Raw genomic sequence first — 23,263 nt, forward strand, 5'->3', positions numbered from 1 at the left:
GGAGCACCCCCATGAGGATATGTTCTGCATTTGCCGTGCTGTCTGTCGCCCTGTTGCTGCAAGGTTGTATTGGCGTCGCTGCCGTAGGCGGTGCTGTTGCAACCAAGACTGCGACCGATCCACGCTCGGTAGGCACGCAGGTGGATGATGGTACATTGGAAGTCCGTGTCTCCAACGCCATCAGCAAAGATCAGCAGTTATCCAAAGACGCACGCATCGTGGCGACAGCCTATCAGGGAAAAGTATTGCTGACTGGGCAGGCGCCCACTACCGATCTGGCCAGCCGGGCGAAACAAATAGCCATGGGTGTAGATGGCGCTACGGAAGTCTATAACGAGATCCGTAAAGGCACCCCGGTCTCAATGGGCACCGCGTCCATGGATACCTGGATCACCACCAAAGTTCGCTCCCAGTTGCTTGCCACCGACACGGTAAAATCATCCAATGTGAAAGTGACGACCGAGAACGGTGAAGTCTTCCTGCTGGGTCTGGTCACTCAGCGCGAAGGGCGTTCCGCTGCTGAGATTGCCAGCAAAGTGAGTGGCGTTAAACACGTAACGACGGCGTTCACCTTCCTGGAATAATCGCACATCGTCGCAAGAAAAAGGGTGCCTCGGCACCCTTTTTCATTGTCCAATATCCCGATTACGCACCGGGCGCGCTGGCCAGCGAAGAGAGCAGCCACACATCGCGCCGCGTCTCCTGACCGATTTCGCCGCCAACATCCTGCTTGTCACGCGTCATGCCGGACAGAAAGGTAGAAAATCCGGCCTTTTCAATGCGATTACGGTAACGCGTATTGCCCTTGGCCTCATCCACCCGCAGCATCAGAGGAATTAAACGCGCGCCTTTCTGATCGAGCGATTTGTAAGGCCAGCGGTTGTCTTTGTCCAGATAAGGGGCCAGAAAATTAAAGGCGGTAGCAATACCGCTGCCCTGCGGCGTGCGATAGCGCCACAGATCTTCGCCCACCTTGTCTGCCAATACCGCCATGTTGGTAATGGCTTGCAGGTTGAAATAGCTGTAGTGGAAGGAACGGGTGCGAGAAAGTTCTTCCGGCTGCGCGCCGTCATCCTGAATCTGGTGATTCAGCTTGGTGCGCTGTAGCGCGGCCATCGCAGAGACCAGGTCTTTCTTGTCGAGATACCAGGCAATACCGGCCACCTGCGCGGCGTACCAGCTACCGTGGTTGTTCTTCGCCTCCGATTCCCGCTTCGCCAGCTTGCTGGTCTGCAACCATCCCAGATAGGCTGTCATCCACTCACGCATCTGCGCGTCATCCTCTTTTTTCCACCCGTTGTAATCACGCAGCATAATCAGCGCATCCACAATGCGGGTGGAGAAGTAGCGCCCGTCGAGCACGCCCGCCCCGCGTCCTGGCGCAATGCCTGGCACGCCCTGGGCAAAATCAAGGTTAGGATTCATGCGGGTTTCAGGGTCGATAAACCAGGTGCGAATCAGCGAAATCGCTTTATCGGCATAGGCGGCGTTATCGGAGAAGTACCAGGCCAACGTCAGCGTGTACACCTGATCGGTAAAATCCTCCAAGCGAACGCCGTCGATGTCATCACTCTTGCTGACAGGGTTTATAACGCCGTCACGGCGCACCCAAGGCAATCCATTAGATTTGTTGCTATCGGGCCACCAGTAGACGCTGAGGCTCATATAATCGTGTTTAGAGCCACTGGGTGGCGTCATACCCTTTTCCGTCACACTCGGGTTCGGTTTATTGAGCGCTTTTTCTGCCTGAGCGATCAGTTCGGTGTAAGCGAGTCGCGTTTGCGGTTTCTCAGTGCCCTGCCGCAGTTGCTGCTTGACCGTCGTCAGCACCGATTGTTGCAGAAACGCGTAAGGATCGTCGCGACGTTCCTGCGCCTGTGCCTGCATGACGACACCGCCAATCACCCACAGCATCAGCGCACACACGCTTGCCAGCCTGTTAAACATCACCACTCGCATAACTTCCCCTTTCAACGATAGTCAAACGCACGAACGGCACAGGGCAAGTCAGCCTTCAACGCAGTCCGTTAGTCCGCAAAAACGCTTCGCCCCCTATCTGGGACATTTGACGCAATATCCACTGCTGGCGTTGGCTCACATAGCGTGACGGCGCATTAACCCGAAAGCGAATCGGATTCGGCAACACGGCCGCCAACAGCGCCGCTTCACTGGCCGTCAAACGGCTGGCAGGCTTGTTGAAGAAGTGCTGTGCCGCCTGCTGCACGCCGAAAATGCCCGGCCCGAACTCCACGATATTCAGGTAAACCGTCAAAATCCGCCGTTTGGTCCAGACCAGCTCAACCCCCACTGTGATACCTGCTTCCAGCCCTTTACGCAACCAGCTTCGGCCATCCCACAGAAACAGGTTTTTCACCATTTGCTGGGTGAGCGTCGAGCCACCGCGCACCCGCACACCGTCGCGCTCATTGTGCGCCAGCGCTGCCCGGATGGCGGCCATATCAAACCCGGCGTGTTCCGGGAATTTCTGATCTTCAGCGGCGATCACCGCCAGCGCCATCACCGGCTCTATCTCATCCATCGACACCCAACTCGAGCGCGCAACGTAAGAAAAATCACCGCTCAGCCAGGCGCTCACCTGCCGCTCCACCATCACGGCAGAAAACGGAACCGGCAAAAACGCGAACAGAATAATCCCCGCCAGCCACAGGCCAAGCAACGAGAGGACGCCGCGAATTACCCAGCGTTTTATCCCAGGGATCACACCGCGTTTTTTGCCCCACCCTCTCATTCGGTAAAGCCCAAAACACGTTCAACCAGTTTATCGATGCCTTTGGCCGCTTCGCTAATGGAATTCGCCAGCATGTAAGCCGGCGTCGTCACCACGTTGTGCTGTGCATCCACCACGATATCATCCACCGGGCAAACAATGTGCGTACCACCCATCTGTTCTATGCATTCTGCGGTATCGATATCATTTCCAATTGTAACTCTTACCGACTCCCCCAGCAGTTTTGGCAACAGCGCCGGGGCGATGCAAATAAAACCAATTGGTTTGTTCTGCTTATAAATTTCTTGCGTGAGTAACGCCAATGATTCATCAACCTGACAGGCCGCGCCTTCGGTCGCGAAATCACTGAGATTCTTCGCCGCACCAAAACCGCCGGGAACAATTAACGCATCCAATTGGCTGGCATCCGCCTGCGACAGTGGCTGAATGTTCCCACGGGTGATGCGCGCGGACTCAACTAAAATATTGCGATTCTCACCAGTTACTTCACCCGTCAGGTGATTAACCACATGAAATTGCGGCTTATCTGGCGCAAAGCATACCGCCTGAGCCCCCGCACGATCGACGGCAAGCAGCGTCAGCACTGCTTCGTGAATTTCGGCGCCATCATAGACGCCGCAACCGCTCAGAACGATGCCGACTCGTTTCATCATATTTTCCTTCATTTCATTACATCAACTAATTGATTTTTTGATTGACAAACACTAATCTACATCACACATTTTAATGATTCTTGTAACAAAGATTTCTGCATTTGCTATTTTGTTGCTTGAGCGGTTCGTCACCTTACGACGTTGCGAATACTCGCACCTGCTAACTGAAACTGCTGAGAATTATCAAGCAGGTGCATAGTTTCCCTGGTGTTGGCGCATAATTCGCGCACCCCGGCCTCGGTCGGGGTCATTTTTTTTTAGGCCCCTGAAAAATTCTTCCCGCCCACACTCTCACGCTGTTCACACCACGCATTAGCGCACCGAGCTTGCGTGCACCCGCTATTTGCGGGCGCGTTTTTCCTGTTCAGCGACCCAGACTTTCAATACGTCAATATCGTGCTGCCAGTCGTGTTTCAGTTCGTCAATCCACTCCTGCACGTTGTCCCACCAGGCGGGCAGCGTCGTGGTCTGGATTTGCTGTGCCACCTGCTGGAGATGGCGCAGCCCAACGGAACCGGCAGCACCTTTGATTTTGTGCCCCTCTTCCGCAATGCCTTTTTGATCGCGCGCGGTCATGTTGGAATCCAGCACCGCGAGATAGCCAGGCATCATCTGCTCAAACATCGCCACGCTCTGGTGGATCAGCGATGGTCCGACCAAATCGAGATATTGTTGCAGCATGGGAATATCAAGCAACGCTTCTCGAACCGGTTCCTGCTCCGACGCATCGGGGATGGCCTGCTCAGGCTCATCCTGATAGTCCCAATACTGTTTAATAACAGCGGTTAATGCAGGCACCGCCAGCGGTTTGCTCAGCACATCGTCCATGCCCGCATCGAGATACTCTTTTTTATCGCGCAGCACGTTAGCCGTTAAGGCAATCAGCGGCGGCAAATCTTGCCCGGCATATTTTTTACGCAGTTCGCGCGCCACATCCAGCCCGGTCATGTCCGGCAGTTGGATATCCAGCAACACCAGATCAAACTCGTCCGGATCGAACATCGTCAGCGCTTCCTGCCCGGTCATCGCCACTTCCACGCTGCTGCCCAGTTTCTCCAGCACCGAACGCGCCACCACCACGTTCAGTTCGATATCCTCTACCAGCAGCACGTTGAGCGCGGGTAACGGCAATTCATCCTCACCGCCAACGATCACCTCATCTTCCAGCGCCGGGGCGGTCACCGTCAGCGTAAAGCAAGAGCCTTTGCCCTGCGTACTGGTGACATGAATATCGCCGCCCATGTTCTGCGCCAGACGTTTGGAGACCGCCAGGCCAATGCCGGTACCGGTCGCCGGTTTACCGCCATGTTTATCTTTTACCTGATAGTACATGGCGAAGATTTTCTCCAACTCGTCTTCAGGGATACCCATGCCGGAGTCTTCGACTTCAAAACGCAGCAGACTGTCCGCGTCATGCGAGACACGCACCACGATTTTTCCTTTCTGGGTAAACTTCACCGCGTTGCTGAGCAGGTTCCACAGAATCTGGCGCAGACGCGTGCCATCGGTAATCACCCGCTGCGGCAGTGGCGGATGTTGTTCAACCACCAGTTGCAACTCCTTCGGCTGCGCCAGCAAGCCACCCAGGTTTTCCAAATCCGCCAGGAAGCCAATGAAATCAATAGGCTGATTATCCAGTTGCACCTTGCGGCGCTCCTGCTTGTCCATCTCGATCACGTCGTTAAAGATATTGCCCAGCGTAATGGCGCTGACATGCAGGGTTTTGAGGTATTTTTCTTGTTCCGCGTCCAGGTGGGTATCGAGCAGGATGCGGCTGAGGCCAACAATGCCATTAAGCGGCGTACGAAGCTCGTGGCTGATCGTTGAGATAAAAGTGGTCTTCTCCCTACTGGCATTCTCTAACGCGTCCTGATAGCGCTTACGCTCGGTTATATCGCGTCCAAAACCCATTAGCCCATGTCGTTTGCCCATTCGGTCGTAGAAAGGCACCTTGCGCAACTCAAAACAGGCTTTACGCCCGTCGGGATAGACCAGCCACTGTTCATAGGTGAGCGACACGTTGTGACGGAACACTTTCTCATCCGTTTCCATCACTTTTTCTGCCACATCGGGGGTGTAAACGTCTTTTGGCGTCAGGCCCACCAGTTGTTTCTGGCTGCGGCCCAACAGCAGTTCCATGGCGCGGTTACAGCCGGAAAACTCTTTATTCTCATTGCGGTAGTAAACCAGATCCGGCGAGGCATCCAGAAACGATCGTAGCAGCGCTGATTGCTGCTCCAGCTCCACCTGCGCCTGTTCGCGTCCGGCAATCTCCTCTTTGAGCTTGCTCAGCATCATCAGGCGCGCCTCTTCCGCTTTTTCGCGATCGGCAATCTCCTGATTCAACTGGGCAATATTGCCCTTTAGCTGCTCGTTCAGCGTCTGGTCGCGCAGACGCATCTCCTCCAGCTTCGCCACCAGCTTGGCTAACCGTTGGCGCGACTCCTCCAACTGATCCACCACCACGGAGAGGAAATAAACCGCCCAGGGGGTGATTAACAGGCCAAAAAACACCGAACGAACCACATCGATGTCTTCGACCTTGCCGGTCAGCAGCAGCGTGACTGCCATCTGCACGGCCATTGCCAGCAGCACCAGCACCGAGGCCAGCAACAGTGAAAAACGCACCAGCCCGAGCTTTACCATCAAATCGACGTAGTACTGCGCCAACAACCGGATCTGCTTCATAGAGAATTCCCTTGGATACCCACTGCGCCATCATAACGTAAAACCCAGCACGATGCGGTGAGACAATCAGCACAACACCTTAACATTATCCGAGGATAACCGGTTGATATGGCTGACCGAGCGCGGAACCTTGCACCCCATGCGCCTGAAGGTATAAATCCAGTTCCACCATCCCGGTCCAGCGGTTTTCGCACCATAGCGGTGCCAGCAACGTCGGTCGCCGGGCGCTGGCGGAAATACGGTGAAACACCACCTCTGGCGGCGTGTGGCGAATCATCTCGCCGGCCGTGGCGACGTAGGTTTCCAGCGGCAATTCACTCAGTCGTCCGGCGCGCCAGGCCTTGGCCATAATGCTGCCGTCAACGATGTGCAGAGGGTGCAGCTTAATGCCCTCAACGCCGGTGTCCACCACGCGTTGCAGCGTCGTCATGCAGTGATCGGCACGCTCGCCCGGCAGCCCGACAATCAGGTGGCAGCACACGCGCAGACCGCGCTGATGCGCACGCTGCACCGTTTCCTGATAGCAGGCAAAATCGTGACCGCGATTGATGCGATGCAGCGTTTTATCCCAGGCGCTCTGTAGCCCCAGCTCCAGCCACACCTCGTAGCCTTGCGCATGGTAACCCGCCAACAGATCCAGCACGCTGTCCGGCACGCAATCGGGGCGCGTGCCCACGCACAGGCCAACGATGTCAGCCTGACTTAAGGCTTCCTGATAAAGCCGGTCCAGCATCTGCACTTCGCCATAGGTGCTGGTATACGCCTGAAAATAGGCCAGATAGCGCTTGGCGCGATTGACCTTGCCCGCCTGCGTATTGAGTTGATCGGCAATGCTTTGGCGCTGCATGGTTTCATCGGCAAAAGAGGCCACATTGCAGAACGTGCAACCGCCGCGCCCGAGCGTGCCATCCCGGTTTGGGCAGTTAAATCCGCCGTGCAGCGTCAGTTTATGAATCTTCTCGCCATAACGACGTTGTAAATCCCCGCCAAACATATTGATTAATTTTTGCAATTGCATATTCTAACCTACCCCCTGAGGGAAAGCAGACTACCCTTCTCTTCCTGCGTTCGCGATGACCGCGATCAATCACGCACATCCCAATGAAATGCATTTTTATTCGCTTTTAGTGAAAATAAACTCACATCCACGCTGATTAAATTTTCTAATCCCTGACGCACACGTCATGAAAAGATGAAGCGTTACTTAAAAAGAGTTTCATTAAATCTAAAAGTAGATATTCACAGCAGAATATTCTATAACGTAGAGATAACGCAGCAGGGTGACGAGATGTTCACGCTTTTGCATAGTGATACAGCTCACACTTCATTCGGCCATCAATGCGTAGCCCAACGGAGATTTTCTCAAAAAAATCATTTATTTTCATAATCATAACTAAAAATTATCCCTTAATCGCACATTTTGCATTGATATTTGACCTGAACTGGCTTTCTCGCTAATTTGGGAGTCCGCTGGAAGCTTTCCCGACGAGTCCGCGACTCGTCATATTTATGCAGTTAGAAAAGAAAGACTCCCTCTTAAAGCAAGTCATAGTCCACTTGTAAGACCGTCACGAGAGGCCGAAGAAGAGAACGGCAGGATGCGCGACCCCGTCATCCGCCACCGTTCAACGCCACGGTGCCGAACGAAGTAGGTTGTGAGAGTCACACAGAGCCTGGGGAGGTTCACTGAGATATGTTGTACGATGCATCCCAAGAGAGAGACAACTGTGGTTTCGGATTGATCGCCCATATAGAAGGTGAACCGAGCCACAAGGTCGTGCGTACTGCGATTCACGCACTGGCCCGTATGCAGCACCGTGGCGCGATCCTTGCTGACGGCAAGACCGGCGACGGCTGCGGCTTGTTATTACAAAAACCCGATCGTTTCTACCGACTGGTGGCCGAAGAGCACGGCTGGCGGTTGGCGAAGAATTACGCCGTGGGCATGATGTTCCTCAATCAGGATCAGGATCTGGCACGCGCGGCGCGTCGCATTGTGGAAGAAGAGCTGCAAAATGAAACCTTGTCGGTGCTGGGATGGCGTGAAGTGCCCACCAACCCGGACGTGCTCGGTGAAATTGCCCTCTCCTCGCTGCCGCGCATCGAACAGATTTTTGTCAACGCCCCGGCGGGATGGTCGCCGCGCGATATGGAGCGTCGCCTGTTTATGGCGCGCCGCCGTATTGAAAAGCGCATTCAGGATAAAGAGTTCTACGTCTGTAGCTTCTCTAACCTGATCAACATCTATAAAGGTCTGTGTATGCCGGCGGATTTGCCGCGCTTTTACCTGGACCTGGCGGATTTGCGTCTGGAATCGGCCATTTGCCTGTTCCACCAACGCTTCTCCACCAACACCGTGCCGCGCTGGCCGCTGGCCCAACCGTTCCGCTATCTGGCGCACAACGGTGAAATCAACACCATTGCCGGTAACCGTCAATGGGCGCGAGCGCGTGCTTACAAATTTAAAACGCCGCTGATCCCCGATCTGCAAGACGCCGCCCCGTTCGTCAACGAAACCGGCTCTGACTCCAGCTCGCTCGATAACATGCTGGAGCTGTTCCTGAGCGGCGGGATGGATATCGTGCGCGCCATGCGTTTGCTGGTGCCGCCCGCCTGGCAGAACAACCCGGACATGGACCCGGAACTGCGTTCGTTCTTTGACTTCAACTCCATGCACATGGAGCCGTGGGACGGCCCGGCCGGTATCGTGATGTCCGATGGTCGCTATGCGGCCTGTAACCTGGACCGTAACGGTCTGCGCCCGGCGCGCTACGTCATCACCAAAGACAAACTGATCACCTGCGCCTCCGAAGTGGGGATCTGGGATTATCAGCCGGACGAAGTGGTGGAAAAAGGCCGCGTTGGCCCCGGCGAACTGATGGTTATCGATACCCTCGAAGGCCGCATTCTGCACTCCAACGAAACCGACAACGACCTTAAAGGTCGCCACCCGTACAAAGAGTGGATGGAACGTAACGTCAAGCGTCTGGTGCCGTTTGAAGAGTTGCCGGACGATCAGGTTGGCAGCCGTAAGCTGGATGACAGCCAGTTGGAAACCTACCAGAAGCAGTTCGGCTACAGCAGCGAAGAGCTGGACCAGATCCTGCGCGTACTGGGCGAAAACGGCCAGGAAGCGACCGGTTCGATGGGTGATGACACCCCGTTTGCCGTGCTCTCCAGCCGTCCGCGTATCATTTACGACTATTTCCGCCAGCAGTTTGCGCAGGTGACTAACCCGCCGATCGACCCGCTGCGTGAAGCGCACGTGATGTCGCTGGCGACCTGTATTGGCCGCGAAATGAACGTATTCTGTGAAGCCGAAGGTCAGGCGCACCGTTTGAGTTTCAAATCGCCGATCCTGTTGTACTCCGACTTTACGCAGTTGCTCACCCAAGATCAGCAGCACTACCGTGCTGAAACGCTGGATCTGACCTTCGATCCGCGCGAGAAATCATTGCAGCAAACCGTTGAAGCGCTGTGTGAAGAGGCCGAGCGCAAAGTGCGTGAAGGTGCGGTGTTGCTGGTACTTTCCGACCGTGCCATCAGCGAACACCGGTTGCCGGTGCCGGCACCGATGGCGGTGGGTGCGATACAGCACCGTCTGGTGGAAAAGAGCCTGCGCTGCGACGCTAACCTGATCGTTGAAACCGCCAGTGCCCGCGATCCGCATCACTTCGCCGTGCTGCTGGGCTTCGGCGCTACGGCTATCTATCCGTATCTGGCGTATGAATCATTGGCGCGGCTGGTGGATAACCACACCATCGAGAAGCCTTACCGCACCGTGATGCTCAACTACCGCAACGGCATCAACAAAGGGCTGTACAAGATCATGTCCAAAATGGGCATCTCGACTATCGCCTCGTACCGTTGCTCCAAGCTGTTTGAAGCGGTGGGCCTGCACAAAGAGCTGTCCGCGCTCTGCTTCCACGGGGTGGTGAGCCGCATCGGCGGTGCCAACTTCGGTGATTTCGAGCAAGACCTGCAAAATCTGGCAAAACGCGCCTGGTTAAAGCGCAAAACGCTGGAACAAGGCGGCCTGCTGAAATTCGTTTACGACGGCGAATACCACGCCTATAACCCGGATGTGGTCAATACCCTGCAACAAGCCGTGAAAAGCGGCGAGTACAGCGACTATCTGGAATACGCCAAACACGTCAACGAGCGCCCGGTAGCGACGCTGCGCGACCTGCTGGCCATTAAACCGCAGGAAGGGGTAGCGATTCCGGTTGATGACGTAGAACCGGCCAGCGAGCTGTTTAAGCGCTTTGACACCGCCGCCATGTCTATCGGCGCGCTGAGTCCGGAAGCCCATGAGTCTCTGGCAGAAGCCATGAACGCGATTGGCGGTAACTCCAACTCCGGTGAAGGTGGGGAAGATCCGGCGCGTTACGGCACCAATAAAGTGTCACGTATCAAGCAGGTGGCCTCTGGTCGCTTCGGTGTTACCCCGGCCTATCTGGTCAACGCTGACGTGATTCAGATTAAAGTGGCGCAAGGGGCCAAGCCGGGTGAAGGCGGTCAGTTGCCGGGCGATAAGGTTACGCCGTACATCGCCAGACTGCGCTATTCCGTGCCGGGCGTGACGCTGATTTCGCCGCCGCCGCACCACGATATTTATTCTATCGAAGACTTGGCGCAGTTGATTTTCGACCTGAAGCAGGTCAATCCGAAAGCGATGATCTCAGTCAAGCTGGTTTCTGAACCGGGCGTGGGCACCATTGCGACCGGCGTAGCCAAAGCCTATGCCGACCTGATCACCATCGCCGGATATGACGGCGGCACCGGTGCCAGCCCGCTCAGCTCAGTGAAATATGCGGGCTGCCCGTGGGAACTGGGGCTGGTGGAAACTCAGCAGGCGCTGGTGGCTAACGGCTTGCGCCACAAAATCCGTCTGCAAGTGGACGGCGGTCTGAAAACCGGCGTTGATATCATCAAGGCGGCGATTCTGGGCGCAGAAAGCTTCGGCTTCGGCACCGGCCCGATGGTGGCGCTCGGCTGTAAATACCTGCGTATTTGCCACCTGAACAACTGTGCTACCGGCGTCGCCACCCAGGATGACAAGCTGCGCCGAGATCACTACCACGGCCTGCCTGAGCGTGTGATCAACTACTTCAACTTTATTGCGCAGGAAACCCGCCTGCTGATGGCGGAACTGGGCGTCAGTCAACTGGTTGATTTGATTGGCCGTACTGATCTGCTGGTGGAACTGGATGGCTTCACCGCCAAACAGAACAAACTGGATCTCTCTGCGCTGCTGCAAACCGCACAGCCGCAGCCGGGTAAAGCGCTGTACTGCACCGAGAGCAACCCGCCGTTCGATGAAGGGCTGTTGAACAAGGCGCTGCTGTCTCAGGCGCAACCGCACATCGCAGCGAAACAGAGCAAAGCGCTCTACTTTGATATCCGCAACACCGACCGTTCCGTCGGCGCAACGCTGTCCGGTGCCATTGCCGCGCAGCACGGCGATCAAGGGCTGGCAAGCGATCCGATCAAAGCCAACTTCTCCGGTACTGCCGGACAGAGCTTCGGCGTATGGAACGCAGGCGGCGTCGAACTGACGTTGACCGGCGATGCCAACGACTATGTGGGCAAAGGCATGGCTGGCGGTTGCATCTCCGTGCGTCCACCAGTCGGCTCCGCGTTCCGCAGCCATGAGGCGAGCATTATCGGCAACACCTGTCTGTACGGTGCCACCGGCGGCAAGCTGTTTGCCGCAGGCCGCGCGGGTGAACGTTTCGGCGTGCGTAACTCCGGTGCCATCACCGTGGTGGAAGGTATCGGCGACAACGGCTGTGAATACATGACGGGCGGTATCGTCTGCGTATTGGGTCGCACCGGCGTCAACTTTGGCGCAGGCATGACCGGCGGTTTCGCCTACGTACTGGATGAAGACGGCGAGTTCCGTAAGCGCGTCAACCCTGAGCTGGTGGAAGTGCTGTCGGTCGACGACCTGGCGATTCACGAAGAGCACCTGCGCGGTTTGATCACCGAGCACGTGCAGCACACCGGTTCCCAGCGTGGCGAAGAGATCCTCGCTAACTGGCCGGTCTGGGCGTCGCGTTTCGCGCTGGTGAAACCCAAGTCGAGTGATGTGAAGGCATTATTAGGGCATCGTAGTCGTTCCGCAGCCGAATTGCGGGTTCAGGCGCAGTAAGAGGGCATTATGAGTCAGAACGTATATCAATTTATCGACTTACAGCGCGTTGATCCGCCGAAGAAGCCGTTAAAGATTCGCAAAATCAAGTTCGTGGAAATCTACGAACCCTTTTCCGAAAGCCAGTCCAAGGCGCAGGCAGACCGCTGCCTCGCCTGCGGTAACCCCTATTGCGAATGGAAGTGCCCGGTACATAACTACATTCCCAACTGGCTGAAACTGGCGAACGAAGGGCGCATTATCGAAGCGGCTGAGCTGTCACACCAGACCAACAGCCTGCCGGAAGTGTGCGGACGCGTGTGCCCGCAGGACAGACTGTGTGAAGGCTCCTGTACGCTCAATGCGGAGTTCGGCGCGGTCACCATTGGCAATATCGAACGCTACATCAATGACAAAGCGATCGAAATGGGCTGGAAGCCGAATCTGTCTCACGTGAAACCCACCGGCAAGCGTGTCGCTATTGTGGGCGCGGGCCCGGCGGGGTTGGCGTGTGCTGACGTGCTGGCACGCAGCGGTGTGCAGGCGGTAGTGTTCGATCGTCATCCTGAAATCGGCGGATTGCTGACCTTCGGGATCCCAGCCTTCAAGCTGGAGAAAGAGGTGATGATCAAACGCCGGGAAATCTTCAGTGAGATGGGCATTGAGTTCCAGCTTAATACCGAGATTGGCAAAGATATCGCGCTGGAGACTCTGCTTGCCGATTACGACGCAGTGTTCCTGGGTGTCGGTACTTACCAGTCCATGCGTGGTGGGTTGGAAAATGAGGATGCGCCGGGCGTGTACGACGCACTGCCGTTCCTGATTGCCAACACCAAGCAACTGATGGGCTTTGAAACCGCACCGGATGAACCCTACACCGACATGAGCGGCAAGCGCGTGGTGGTGCTGGGTGGCGGCGATACCGCGATGGACTGCGTGCGTACCTCGGTGCGCCACGGTGCAACGCACGTGACCTGTGCCTACCGCCGTGACGAAGTCAACATGCCCGGTTCCAAGCGTGAAGTGAAAAATGCGCGCGAAGAGGGTGTGGAATTCCTGTTCAACCTGCAACCGCTCAGCATCGAAATCAACGGTGCCGGTAAAGCCTGCGGCGTCAGAATGGCGCGTACCGAACTGGGTGCGCCGGATGCCAATGGCCGCCGTCGTCCTGAAATCGTCGAAGGCTCCGAGCATGTGCTGGAAGCAGACGCCGTGATCATGGCGTTTGGTTTCCGTCCGCACAAGATGGACTGGTTGGCGAAACACGGCGTGGATCTGGACAGCCAGGGGCGCATCGTGGCCCCCGAGCAGAGCGAGAGCGCGTTCCAGACCAGCAACCCGAAAATCTTCGCCGGTGGCGATGCAGTACGCGGTTCCGATCTGGTGGTGACCGCCATTGCCGAGGGCCGCAAGGCCGCGGATGGCATCATGAACTATCTGGAAGTGTAATCGTAGCCTGACGTTGCTGAGAAAGTCACTTTACCCCTCGTCATCCTCGGCGAAAGCCGGGGATCTTTGTCAGACGAAACGCGTTTCATCTGCACGAGATTCCCGCCTTCGCGGGAATGACGGGGTGGACGGAAATGAGTGGCTGGATGAGTCAGCTACTGCTGTTGAACTGATCGAGGATGTCCTGCTCTGTCAGCATTGGGGTTTGCTGGGCGAAATCATAAAAATCCGGTTTGCTTTCGATATAAATCTGGCTCACCAACCGTTTGCGATCGTCCGGGAATATCCCCGCAGACAGCTCATAGGTTTGCGTTTCCAACAGCAGGTAATAGAGATGGGTGCCACAGATGCGGCAGAACGTACGCTCGGCCCATTCTGACGAGCGATAATGCGTGACGTTCTCTTCACCGTGCATCACCACGTCCTGTTTGCACTCTACCGCCAACAGCGGTCCGCCGCCCCACTGGCGGCACATATTGCAGTGACACACGCTAACGTCATGCACGCACGCTTCCGGCACGTCGACGGTGACTGCACCGCATAAGCACTGGCCCTTGGTCATTTTCATCACGCCCTCCTGCCGCAAACGGTTATCGTTTTTTTCAACGCTGTTGCCATAAAAAAGGGGCATACCGACGGTTGCCCCTTTTCTGTGAATGTGGTTATTTTACCACGCGTAACGAGGGTCGCCCGCCGCGCGGAGCCGGTGGTGGCTCGTCATCAGGCGGGTTAGTCTCTATCACGTTGTCTTGATGCTCGTTATCCACAACCGACATCACCACACCCGGCGTCAATGCCTCACCCTGCGCATCCGTCAGGTTATCCAGCTCATAGGCTGGCTCGGGCTCAAACATGGTGCCAGCGCCGTTCTCACGGGCGTAAATGGCCAGCACGGCGGCCATCGGCACATAAACCTGACGTGGTACGCCGCCAAAGCGAGCGTTAAAACGCACGCTGTCATCAGCCAACTCCAGGCCACCTACCGCGCGCTGTGCGATATTCAGTACTATCTGCCCATCGCGGGCGAATTCCATTGGCACCATTACGCCCGGCAGCGATACATCAACCACCAGATGCGGCGTTAATTGATTATCCAGCAGCCAATCATAAAAAGCCCGCAACAGATACGGACGGCGCGGAGACAGTTGAGACAACGCCATACAGATTTAACCTCGGGTGTGCAAACGGATTTCACGCTCGGCTTCGGTCAAGGATGCCAGGAAAGCATCACGTTCGAAGACGCGCGTCATATAACCTTTCAGCTCTTTCGCCCCTGCGCCCGTCAATTCAATGCCCAGCAGCGGCAAACGCCACAGCAGCGGTGCCAGATAGCAGTCGACCAGGCTGAACTCTTCGCTCATGAAATAAGGCGCTTCATTGAACACGGGTGCAACGGCCAGCAACTCTTCGCGCAGCTGTTTACGCGCAGCATCTGCCTCTTGTGCATTCCCCTGCATGATTTTTTTCAGGAGGGAATACCAATCGGATTCAATGCGGTGCATCATCAGGCGGCTGGTTCCGCGCGCTACCGGATACACCGGCATCAGCGGAGGATGAGGGAAACGCTCATCCAGATACTCCATGATGATACGAGATTCATACAGCGTCAGTTCACGATCGACCAGCGTCGGCACGGAGCCATAGGGATTGAGGTCAATAAGATCCTGTGGCAGGTTATCCATATCCACCAGCTCAATCTCGACACTCACGCCCTTTTCCGCCAAGACAATGCGAACCTGATGGCTAAAAATGTCGGACTGACCAGAAAACAGCGTCATCACCGAACGTTTGTTGGCAGCGACAGCCATGAAAACCTCCAAGTTTATCGAGAAATACGACTAATAACTAAACGGCGCTATCCTGCATAGCCCGGAATCACTGTACGTGATTGTCCACAAGAAAAACGTCTGGCGGCATCAACATTCGGGAAAATTGCCGACTGGCATACAGGCACAAAATCGGCAAATAGTTTACCAGATTTTGTGCGTTCTGTGGTGAAAGAAGCGCAATTTCATTACTAACCCTCAGAAAAGCAGGATTATTTTTTTATCTGGAGAGGCGGAATGTGAGCAGAATGAACCTGATGAGGCGAATGCAAGGCAAAAAAAACCCGGTGCAAGCACCGGGTTTTTTGCGTTGATTTGCAGCGATAAACGCCAGAAATTAACGTTTGGAGTACTGAGGACGGCGACGTGCTTTACGCAGACCGACTTTCTTACGTTCAACTTCACGTGCGTCACGGGTAACGAAGCCCGCTTTACGCAGTTCAGAACGCAGAGACTCGTCGTACTCCATCAGCGCACGGGTGATACCATGACGAATGGCACCCGCTTGACCGGAAATACCACCACCTTTAACGGTGATGTACAGATCCAGTTTGCCAACCATGTCGACCAGTTCCAGCGGTTGACGAACTACCATGCGGGCAGTTTCGCGACCGAAGTACTGTTCCAGGCTGCGCTGGTTGATGACGATATTGCCGTTGCCCGGTTTGATGAACACGCGAGCGGCGGAGCTTTTGCGGCGACCAGTGCCGTAGTATTGATTTTCAGCCATTGCCTATAATCCCGATTAAATGTCCAGAACTTGCGGTTGCTGTGCCGCGTGGTTGTGCTCGTTACCTGCGTAAACTTTCAGTTTACGGTACATAGCACGACCCAGCGGGCCCTTCGGCAGCATGCCTTTAACCGCGATTTCAATCACACGCTCAGGACGGCGGGCAATCATCTCTTCAAAGGTCGCTTGCTTGATACCACCGATGTGGCCGGTGTGGTGATAGTAAATCTTGTCAGTACGCTTGTTGCCGGTTACAGCAACTTTGTCAGCGTTCAGAACGATGATGTAATCACCGGTATCGACGTGCGGGGTGTATTCCGCTTTATGCTTACCGCGCAGACGGCGAGCCAGTTCAGTAGCCAGGCGGCCCAGAGTTTTACCGGTCGCGTCAACAACATACCAGTCGCGTTTGACGGTTTCTGGTTTAGCTGTAAAAGTTTTCATTAAAAGCTTACCCAATTTAAGTTACACGTTGGTGAACACCCAAACGCTTCAATAAATTCAGAAATAAAGTGTCGAGGTTCACACGGCATCTAGTCCAGCAAACCTACCCCTTCGAATAGCCATGCCGGCGCGATTAACGTTTCGGGAAAAAAACGTTGTAACGTGGGGTCGCAGGATTATAGAGAAGTCGATAGCAAAGATCGACCTCTTTTCCACCAAAGCGCAATAAATTACCCGTTGCCCACTCAGGCAAGGTGCGGTTGGCTCAAATATTCTTCACTTTGCATCTCTTGCAGCCGCGACAGGCAGCGCTGATATTCGAATTTCAGGTGCTCGCCTTGATACAGCGCGAACATCGAGGTTTGCGCCGCGATCACCAGCTTGACCCGCCGCTCATAAAACTCATCCACCAACGCCAGAAAACGGCGCGCCGCATTCTCCTCTTTGGTCCCCATCACCGTCACGTTGTGCAGCAGGACCGTGTGGTAGAGGCGCGACAGCGCAATATAGTCATTCTGGCTGCGTGCATCGAGACATAGCGTAGCAAAATCGACGGCCAGCACGCCATCGCCCGCACTGAGCGTCGGCATAGGCCGGTGGTTGATCTCCAGCACCGGTCCCGGCGCAGAGAATGCCCGGCCAGACAAGCGCGAGAACATTTGTCGCATTTCAGCCTCGGTGTCGGGCGACAGCGGCGTCAGATAGAGATGCGCCTGCGTCAGCGTGCGCAGGCGATAATCGATGCCCGCATCGACATTGCGCACCTCGCAGTACTGCTTGATCAGATCGATAGCCGGCAAAAAACGACTGCGTTGTAAGCCGTTACGATAGAGGTTATCCGGAGGAATATTGGAGGTGGCCACCAAGGTAACGCCGCGGGCGAACAACGCACGCAACAGTTCCGCCAGCAGCATGGCATCGGTGATATCCGTAACGAAAAACTCATCAAAGCAGAGCACATCGGTCTGCGCTTTAAACCCATCCGCCACCAGCTCCAGCGGGTTCGGTTGCCCCTGTAGCTGGTTCAGCTCTTCGTGCACGCGCAGCATAAAGCGATGGAAATGCAGCCGCAGCTTGCGTTCTGTCGGCAGACTCTGGAAAAACAGATCCATCAGCCAGGTTTTGCCGCGCCCGACCCCGCCCCACATATAAAGCCCCTGCACCGGAGCCGCAGGCGTTTTATCTGCCAGTCCCAGCCAGTGCCGCCAGCGGACAAAGCGGCCATCGGATACGGGAGTCGCCTGCGACGCTTCGCGCGCTTGCAAGGCCTGATAAATGCCATGCAGCGCGGTTACCGTTTGCCGTTGTACCTCATCAGGCTGATACTCGCCCGCCGCCACTGCCTGCTGATAATGTGCCAATGGCCCAGCAAGCGGCAGCGTTGTCGGTTGTATCATCTCGCGTTCTCCCTTCATCCGTCATTTTCCGAAAAAAAGTTAGTCGTGTTTTATCGCCCGTTACCGGCGATTCGCTCCGCGATCGTCGCATTTTTCCATGATATCACCTGAAAGAGATCCCAATTACCTTACAGCGTCGCGTTTCGGGACTCCACTCGGGCGGCGTTAGCGGTTATAGTGGCTATTATGAAGTGAAAAAACCCTACGGGACAACGACGTCGAAAGAGGTGTCTTTATGACTTGGGAGTATGCGCTAATAGGATTAGTTGTCGGCATCATCATCGGTGCTGTCGCCATGCGCTTTGGCAACCGTACTCTGCGGCAGCAGCAAGCGCTGCAAAGCGAGTTGGAAAAGAGCAAAACCGAACTGGAGACCTATCGTCAGGAGTTGGTGGGCCATTTTGCCCACAGCGCCGAGTTGTTGGACAACATGGCAAAAGATTACCGTCAGTTGTACCAGCATATGGCAAAAAGCTCTAGCAACCTGCTGCCAGATTTGCCGATGCAGGATAATCCGTTTCGCTATCGCTTAACCGAGGCGGAAGCAGACAACGATCAGGCCCCAGTGGGCATGCCGCCACGCGATTATTCAGACGGCGCGTCCGGACTGCTGCGCGGTGAGCGCCCTCTGCGCAAATAATCACCCTGCGCCCTACTGCGTGAAGGACAACATCCTTCACGCAGCCTACATCCCCGACGTCCCTTCCCTGCCAGTTTGACGATAGTTACATTCCCTTGACGAAAGAACAGTGAACTTTACACGTTATTCGCTGGTCGACTCTTCACCAGCCGTTTAAGTTTATATATCATCATTTTATTCATAATCGACATTCTGTCGATGGTTCGCAGGTTGTGAGAGATAACGTCAAATGAAGAAAAAATCATTATTATTCAGCGCACTGGCAGTAAGCATGAGCCTGGCATTGTCATCGCTTCCAGCAGCATTTGCCGCCCTGCCCGCCGTGGTGGAAGGTCAACAGTTACCCAGTCTGGCACCAATGTTGGAAAAAGTGCTGCCTGCGGTGGTCAGCGTGCATGTCGAAGGCACGCAAACCCAGCGCCAACGCGTACCGGAAGAGTTTAAATTCTTCTTTGGCCCGAATGCGCCGTCAGGCAAGCAGAACAGTCGCCCGTTTGAAGGCCTCGGTTCCGGCGTGATTATTGATGCGGCCAAAGGGTATGTCCTGACCAATAACCATGTCATCAACAACGCCGATAAAATTCGCGTGCAGTTGAATGACGGTCGGGAATATGAAGCCAAACTGCTGGGTCGCGATGAGCAAAGCGACATCGCGCTGCTGCAACTGAACGATGCCAAGAATCTGCAAGAAGTTAAAATGGCGGATTCTGACCAGTTGCGCGTCGGGGATTTCGCCGTTGCCGTGGGTAACCCGTTCGGCCTCGGCCAAACGGCCACATCTGGCATTATCTCCGCACTGGGTCGCAGCGGCCTGAATCTGGAAGGGTTAGAAAACTTTATCCAGACCGATGCCTCCATTAACCGCGGTAACTCCGGCGGTGCACTGGTTAACCTCAACGGTGAGCTGATCGGGATTAACACCGCGATCCTGGCACCGGGCGGCGGCAACATCGGTATCGGGTTTGCCATTCCCAGCAACATGGCGCAAAACCTGGCACAGCAGCTTATCGAGTTCGGTGAAGTGAAACGCGGTCTGTTGGGCATCAAAGGCAGTGAAATGACCGCCGACATGGCGAAAGCCTTCAAGGTGGAGGCGCAACGTGGTGCCTTCGTCAGTGAAGTATTGCCAAAATCAGCGGCCGCCAAAGCCGGTATCAAAGCCGGTGATGTGCTGACATCACTGGACGGCAAGCCGATCAGCAGCTTTGCTGAGCTGCGCGCCAAAATCGGCACCACCGCGCCCGGTAAAACGGTGAAGATTGGCCTGCTGCGCGAAGGTAAACCGCTGGAACTCTCCGTGGTTCTCGATAACAACACCTCTGCCGCCACCAGCGCTGAGAGCCTTTCTCCGGCCTTGCAGGGCGCATCGCTTGCCAATGGTCAGGCGAAGGATGGCAGCAAAGGGGTGCAGATTGAAGACGTCACCAAAGACACACCCGCAGCACAAGTGGGCTTGCAGAAGGGCGATATCATTATCGGCGTTAACCGTGAGCGGGTAGAAAACATCACCCAGTTGCGCAAAATTCTGGAAAGCAAACCCAGCGTGTTGGCGCTGAACGTGGTGCGTGGCGAAGAAACGATTTACCTGCTGTTACGCTAATACAATATATTGTATCAATACTATAAAATCGGACACGGTACATGCCGTGTCCGGTAAACTCATGTTATCCTCCGCTTACCTGTCCACTTCCCTGTACGTTTTATGCTCGCAAAACTCTTTCGCTCCGCCATTATTGGCGCGATCGTGGCGGGAATTCTGCTCGCGATCATGCCGTTGCTACGGTCAAATACCGCACTGTTTTCCCGCTCACACAGTATCCAGAGCGAGGATGTGCCGCTGAGCTACAATCAGGCGGTTCGCCGCGCAGCACCGGCGGTGGTTAATGTTTATAGCCGAGAATCGGCCAGCGAGAACAACGGGGAACTGAATATTCGCCTGCTCGGATCTGGCGTGATCATGAGTGAAAAAGGCTACGTGCTCACCAATAATCACGTGATCAACAATATTGCGCAGTTGGTTATCTCGTTACAGGACGGCCGCGTCTATGAGGCCAGCGTGATTGGCACAGACAAACTGACCGATCTGGCGGTGGTGAAAATGGAAGCCGTTAACCTACCGGTTATCACCATCAACGAAAAACGCACGGCGCATATCGGCGATGTGGTGCTGGCTATCGGTAACCCTTACAACCTCGGGCAAACCGTCACCCAGGGCATTATCAGCGCCACCGGCCGCGTGGGGCTGAGCCTGATGGACGGTTCAGGTTCCGGCTTTGGCGGGCGACAGAACTTCCTGCAAACCGATGCCTCCATCAACCACGGTAACTCTGGCGGTGCATTGGTCAACACGCTGGGTGAACTGGTCGGCATCAACACCCTGACCTTTGATAAAGGCAGCGACGGAGAAACGCCGGAAGGGATTGGCTTCGCCATCCCGGTAGCGCTGGCTACCAAGGTGATGGGAAAACTGATTCGCGATGGTCGTGTAGTTCGCGGCTATATCGGCATTAACGGCGCACAAGCGGAAGGGTTATCACCCAATAGCACGCTGGACGGCAATAAACGCCTGCAAGGTGTGATCGTGATGAACGTCGAACCCGGTGGCCCGGCGGATAAAGGCGGCATGAAAAAAGGTGACGTGCTGCTGACCATGAACGGCAAGCCCGCCGTCTCAGTGATTGAAACCATGGATCAGGTGGCTGAAGTTCGTCCCGGCACTGCCGTTCCGGTAGCCATTCGCCGCGGCGATCAGGAGATGACGCTGTCGGTAACGATTCAGGAGTTCCCGGAGAGTTAATCTTGCCAGTATGAGCAGCACCACGGCTGCTCATACTGAAACAGGATTACGCGTCGTTGCCGCTCACACGTTCGATGTTCGCGCCCAGTCCACGCAGTTTGTCTTCAATGCGTTCGTAGCCACGATCGATGTGATAGATACGATCGACGAGGGTTGTGCCTTCCGCAATACAGCCCGCCAGCACCAGACTGGCTGAGGCACGCAGATCGGTCGCCATCACCTGTGCGCCAGAAAGCGTATCAACGCCGTGGCAGATCACAGTGTTGCTCTCAATCTCTGCCTGCGCGCCCATACGAATCAGTTCAGGCACGTGCATAAAGCGGTTTTCGAAGATGGTTTCGGTGATAACACCGGTGCCTTCAGCCACCAGATTCAGCAGACTGAACTGCGCTTGCATATCGGTCGGGAAGCCGGGATGCGGAGAGGTGCGCACGGTAACCGCTTTCGGGCGTTTGCCATGCATATCCAGGCTGATCCAGTCTTCACCCACTTCGATATCCGCGCCTGCATCACGCAATTTCGCCAGCACGGCATCCAGCGTATCCGGGCGCGTGTTGCGGCACACAATGCTGCCACGAGAGACCGCAGCCGCCACCAGGAACGTACCGGTTTCGATACGGTCTGGCAGCACGCGGTAAACGCCGCCACCCAGACGCTCAACGCCTTCGATAACGATCTTGTCGCTGCCTGCACCGGTGATTTTTGCGCCCATCGCATTCAGGAAGCCTGCGGTATCAACGATTTCCGGCTCACGCGCGGCGTTTTCAATAATCGTGGTGCCTTCAGCCAGCGTTGCCGCCGTCATGATGGTGACGGTCGCACCGACGCTGACTTTGTCCATCACGATGTGCGCGCCCTGCAAGCGCCCGTCAACCGTGGCTTTGACATAGCCCTCCTCCAGCACGATCTTGGCACCCAACTGCTCCAGCCCGGTAATGTGCAGATCGACCGGACGAGCGCCAATCGCGCAGCCGCCGGGCAGTGAGACCTGACCCTGACCGAAACGCGCCACCAGCGGCCCCAAGGCCCAGATGGAGGCGCGCATGGTTTTCACCAGATCGTAAGGGGCGCAAAATACGTTAACGTCGCGGGCATCCACATGCACCGAGCCGTTGCGCGTCACGTGAGCACCCAACTGGCCGAGCAGCTTCATCGTGGTATCGATATCACGCAGCTTGGGAACATTCTGGATTTCTACCGGCGCTTCCGCCAGCAGGGCCGCGAACAGGATAGGCAGGGCGGCATTTTTCGCCCCGGAGATAGTGACTTCACCAGTGAGCCGGGTGGGACCCTGCACACGAAATTTGTCCATAGTTAAAGGTTCTCAGCTTGCTAAAAGTATTCCAGGGCGCACTGCTCTCGCTTAAAAGCCGTTCAGCTTACGATCGCGCTGCCATTCTTCCGGTGTATAGGCCTTGATAGAAAGCGCATGAATGCGGTTGTCCGCAATGTACTCCATCAAGGGCGCGTATACGGTCTGCTGCTGTTTGACACGACGCATACCAACAAAAATATCCCCCACGGCGACGACCTGAAAGTGGCTGCCATCGCCCGTTACGTGGACTTCTTGCAGTGCGAGTGCCTTCATCAGCACCTCTTCGATCTCGTTATTTTCCATCGCTCTCAATTCTGTGTTCTGGGGAGGATTATCAGCCGTGTATCTTAGATGAATACGCCGCTTTCTTAAACAAAGAAATCCCTCTTGGCGTAAGCCAAGAGGGCTGTTTTTATCTATACGCGGGAAAGGTAAAGAAAAA

The 23,263-nt window shown here is 55.6% G+C and carries 19 protein-coding genes; 6 read left to right on the forward strand and 13 right to left on the reverse strand.

Annotated elements, in window-relative coordinates:
• Positions 1-11 precede the first annotated feature (11 nt).
• A complete protein-coding gene (gene dolP / locus J5067_RS12990; protein ID WP_222159233.1) occupies positions 12-584 on the forward strand; it encodes a division/outer membrane stress-associated lipid-binding lipoprotein in 573 nt (190 codons plus the stop codon).
• Positions 585-645: 61 nt separating this feature from the next.
• Here the strand turns inward: dolP and J5067_RS12995 are convergent, their stop codons facing one another.
• The 5 genes from J5067_RS12995 to J5067_RS13015 form a co-directional block, all read right to left on the reverse strand.
• The gene (locus J5067_RS12995; protein ID WP_264644361.1) at positions 646-1,887 is read right to left on the reverse strand and encodes an alginate lyase family protein; all 1,242 of its coding nucleotides are present in this window, start codon (positions 1,885-1,887) and stop codon (positions 646-648) included.
• Between the two features lie 127 nt (positions 1,888-2,014).
• On the reverse strand, positions 2,015-2,749 hold the full coding sequence (mtgA, locus tag J5067_RS13000; protein WP_264651283.1) for a monofunctional biosynthetic peptidoglycan transglycosylase: 735 nt from the start codon (positions 2,747-2,749) through the stop codon (positions 2,015-2,017).
• A complete protein-coding gene (gene elbB, locus J5067_RS13005; protein ID WP_264644360.1) occupies positions 2,746-3,399 on the reverse strand; it encodes an isoprenoid biosynthesis glyoxalase ElbB in 654 nt (217 codons plus the stop codon). Before elbB ends, mtgA begins: the two co-directional genes overlap by 4 nt.
• A 342-nt stretch (positions 3,400-3,741) precedes the next feature.
• Positions 3,742-6,090 (reverse strand): aerobic respiration two-component sensor histidine kinase ArcB, encoded by a 2,349-nt coding sequence (gene arcB / locus J5067_RS13010; protein WP_264643859.1) that lies wholly within the window; start codon positions 6,088-6,090, stop codon positions 3,742-3,744.
• An 85-nt stretch (positions 6,091-6,175) separates the two neighbouring features.
• The gene (locus J5067_RS13015) at positions 6,176-7,108 is read right to left on the reverse strand and encodes a TIGR01212 family radical SAM protein (protein WP_264651284.1); all 933 of its coding nucleotides are present in this window, start codon (positions 7,106-7,108) and stop codon (positions 6,176-6,178) included.
• Positions 7,109-7,783: 675 nt separating this feature from the next.
• Between J5067_RS13015 and gltB the strand changes: the two genes are divergently transcribed.
• On the forward strand, positions 7,784-12,244 hold the full coding sequence (gltB, locus tag J5067_RS13020; RefSeq protein ID WP_264643857.1) for a glutamate synthase large subunit: 4,461 nt from the start codon (positions 7,784-7,786) through the stop codon (positions 12,242-12,244).
• A gap of 9 nt (positions 12,245-12,253) precedes the next feature.
• Entirely contained in the window at positions 12,254-13,672 is a 1,419-nt protein-coding gene (locus J5067_RS13025; RefSeq protein WP_264651285.1) for a glutamate synthase small subunit, read from the forward strand.
• Positions 13,673-13,823: 151 nt separating this feature from the next.
• Here J5067_RS13025 and J5067_RS13030 read toward each other — a convergent pair whose 3' ends face one another.
• The 6 genes from J5067_RS13030 to zapE all read right to left on the reverse strand — a co-directional run bounded on the left by J5067_RS13030 (position 13,824) and on the right by zapE (position 18,069).
• Complete coding sequence (locus J5067_RS13030) at positions 13,824-14,240, reverse strand: GFA family protein (RefSeq protein ID WP_319802391.1); 417 nt, start codon at positions 14,238-14,240, stop codon at positions 13,824-13,826.
• A gap of 94 nt (positions 14,241-14,334) precedes the next feature.
• Complete coding sequence (gene sspB, locus J5067_RS13035) at positions 14,335-14,832, reverse strand: ClpXP protease specificity-enhancing factor (protein WP_264651286.1); 498 nt, start codon at positions 14,830-14,832, stop codon at positions 14,335-14,337.
• A 6-nt stretch (positions 14,833-14,838) separates the two neighbouring features.
• A complete protein-coding gene (gene sspA, locus J5067_RS13040) occupies positions 14,839-15,480 on the reverse strand; it encodes a stringent starvation protein SspA (protein WP_222159226.1) in 642 nt (213 codons plus the stop codon).
• Positions 15,481-15,835: 355 nt separating this feature from the next.
• Positions 15,836-16,228, reverse strand: coding sequence for a 30S ribosomal protein S9 (gene rpsI, locus J5067_RS13045; RefSeq protein WP_195314295.1), 393 nt, complete (start codon positions 16,226-16,228; stop codon positions 15,836-15,838).
• A 15-nt stretch (positions 16,229-16,243) separates the two neighbouring features.
• Entirely contained in the window at positions 16,244-16,672 is a 429-nt protein-coding gene (gene rplM / locus J5067_RS13050; RefSeq protein ID WP_264643855.1) for a 50S ribosomal protein L13, read from the reverse strand.
• A 245-nt stretch (positions 16,673-16,917) separates the two neighbouring features.
• Complete coding sequence (gene zapE, locus J5067_RS13055) at positions 16,918-18,069, reverse strand: cell division protein ZapE (RefSeq protein ID WP_264651287.1); 1,152 nt, start codon at positions 18,067-18,069, stop codon at positions 16,918-16,920.
• 235 nt (positions 18,070-18,304) lie between these two features.
• Between zapE and zapG the strand changes: the two genes are divergently transcribed.
• The 3 genes from zapG (at position 18,305) to degS (ending at position 21,506) form a co-directional block, all read left to right on the forward strand.
• The gene (gene zapG / locus J5067_RS13060; protein ID WP_264643853.1) at positions 18,305-18,709 is read left to right on the forward strand and encodes a Z-ring associated protein ZapG; all 405 of its coding nucleotides are present in this window, start codon (positions 18,305-18,307) and stop codon (positions 18,707-18,709) included.
• Between the two features lie 229 nt (positions 18,710-18,938).
• Positions 18,939-20,309 (forward strand): serine endoprotease DegQ, encoded by a 1,371-nt coding sequence (gene degQ, locus J5067_RS13065; protein WP_264651288.1) that lies wholly within the window; start codon positions 18,939-18,941, stop codon positions 20,307-20,309.
• 102 nt (positions 20,310-20,411) lie between these two features.
• Positions 20,412-21,506: an outer membrane-stress sensor serine endopeptidase DegS gene (degS, locus tag J5067_RS13070; RefSeq protein WP_264643851.1), complete on the forward strand. Its 1,095-nt coding sequence runs from the start codon at positions 20,412-20,414 to the stop codon at positions 21,504-21,506.
• Between the two features lie 46 nt (positions 21,507-21,552).
• Here the strand turns inward: degS and murA are convergent, their stop codons facing one another.
• Together murA and ibaG are read right to left on the reverse strand one after the other, a co-directional pair.
• The gene (murA, locus tag J5067_RS13075) at positions 21,553-22,818 is read right to left on the reverse strand and encodes a UDP-N-acetylglucosamine 1-carboxyvinyltransferase (protein ID WP_264643850.1); all 1,266 of its coding nucleotides are present in this window, start codon (positions 22,816-22,818) and stop codon (positions 21,553-21,555) included.
• 51 nt (positions 22,819-22,869) lie between these two features.
• Positions 22,870-23,124: a BolA family iron metabolism protein IbaG gene (gene ibaG / locus J5067_RS13080; protein WP_264643849.1), complete on the reverse strand. Its 255-nt coding sequence runs from the start codon at positions 23,122-23,124 to the stop codon at positions 22,870-22,872.
• Between the last annotated feature and the right edge of the window lie 139 nt (positions 23,125-23,263).

The organism is Candidatus Symbiopectobacterium sp. NZEC151, assembly GCF_025962655.1.
Taxonomy (GTDB): Bacteria; Pseudomonadota; Gammaproteobacteria; order Enterobacterales; family Enterobacteriaceae; genus Symbiopectobacterium.

Excerpts from the sequence above, each read along its gene's own strand:
- murA (WP_264643850.1), bottom strand. The coding sequence starts at position 22,818 with ATGGACAAATTTCGTGTGCAGGGTCCCACCCGGCTCACTGGTGAAGTC.
- gltB (WP_264643857.1), top strand. The coding sequence starts at position 7,784 with ATGTTGTACGATGCATCCCAAGAGAGAGACAACTGTGGTTTCGGATTG.
- sspA (WP_222159226.1), bottom strand. The coding sequence starts at position 15,480 with ATGGCTGTCGCTGCCAACAAACGTTCGGTGATGACGCTGTTTTCTGGT.
- ibaG (WP_264643849.1), bottom strand. The coding sequence starts at position 23,124 with ATGGAAAATAACGAGATCGAAGAGGTGCTGATGAAGGCACTCGCACTG.
- rplM (WP_264643855.1), bottom strand. The coding sequence starts at position 16,672 with ATGAAAACTTTTACAGCTAAACCAGAAACCGTCAAACGCGACTGGTAT.
- mtgA (WP_264651283.1), bottom strand. The coding sequence starts at position 2,749 with ATGAGAGGGTGGGGCAAAAAACGCGGTGTGATCCCTGGGATAAAACGC.
- elbB (WP_264644360.1), bottom strand. The coding sequence starts at position 3,399 with ATGAAACGAGTCGGCATCGTTCTGAGCGGTTGCGGCGTCTATGATGGC.
- degQ (WP_264651288.1), top strand. The coding sequence starts at position 18,939 with ATGAAGAAAAAATCATTATTATTCAGCGCACTGGCAGTAAGCATGAGC.
- dolP (WP_222159233.1), top strand. The coding sequence starts at position 12 with ATGAGGATATGTTCTGCATTTGCCGTGCTGTCTGTCGCCCTGTTGCTG.
- zapG (WP_264643853.1), top strand. The coding sequence starts at position 18,305 with ATGACTTGGGAGTATGCGCTAATAGGATTAGTTGTCGGCATCATCATC.
- J5067_RS13030 (WP_319802391.1), bottom strand. The coding sequence starts at position 14,240 with ATGAAAATGACCAAGGGCCAGTGCTTATGCGGTGCAGTCACCGTCGAC.
- zapE (WP_264651287.1), bottom strand. The coding sequence starts at position 18,069 with ATGATACAACCGACAACGCTGCCGCTTGCTGGGCCATTGGCACATTAT.
- degS (WP_264643851.1), top strand. The coding sequence starts at position 20,412 with ATGCTCGCAAAACTCTTTCGCTCCGCCATTATTGGCGCGATCGTGGCG.
- sspB (WP_264651286.1), bottom strand. The coding sequence starts at position 14,832 with ATGGCGTTGTCTCAACTGTCTCCGCGCCGTCCGTATCTGTTGCGGGCT.
- J5067_RS13015 (WP_264651284.1), bottom strand. The coding sequence starts at position 7,108 with ATGCAATTGCAAAAATTAATCAATATGTTTGGCGGGGATTTACAACGT.
- arcB (WP_264643859.1), bottom strand. The coding sequence starts at position 6,090 with ATGAAGCAGATCCGGTTGTTGGCGCAGTACTACGTCGATTTGATGGTA.
- J5067_RS12995 (WP_264644361.1), bottom strand. The coding sequence starts at position 1,887 with ATGCAGGCACAGGCGCAGGAACGTCGCGACGATCCTTACGCGTTTCTG.
- rpsI (WP_195314295.1), bottom strand. The coding sequence starts at position 16,228 with ATGGCTGAAAATCAATACTACGGCACTGGTCGCCGCAAAAGCTCCGCC.
- J5067_RS13025 (WP_264651285.1), top strand. The coding sequence starts at position 12,254 with ATGAGTCAGAACGTATATCAATTTATCGACTTACAGCGCGTTGATCCG.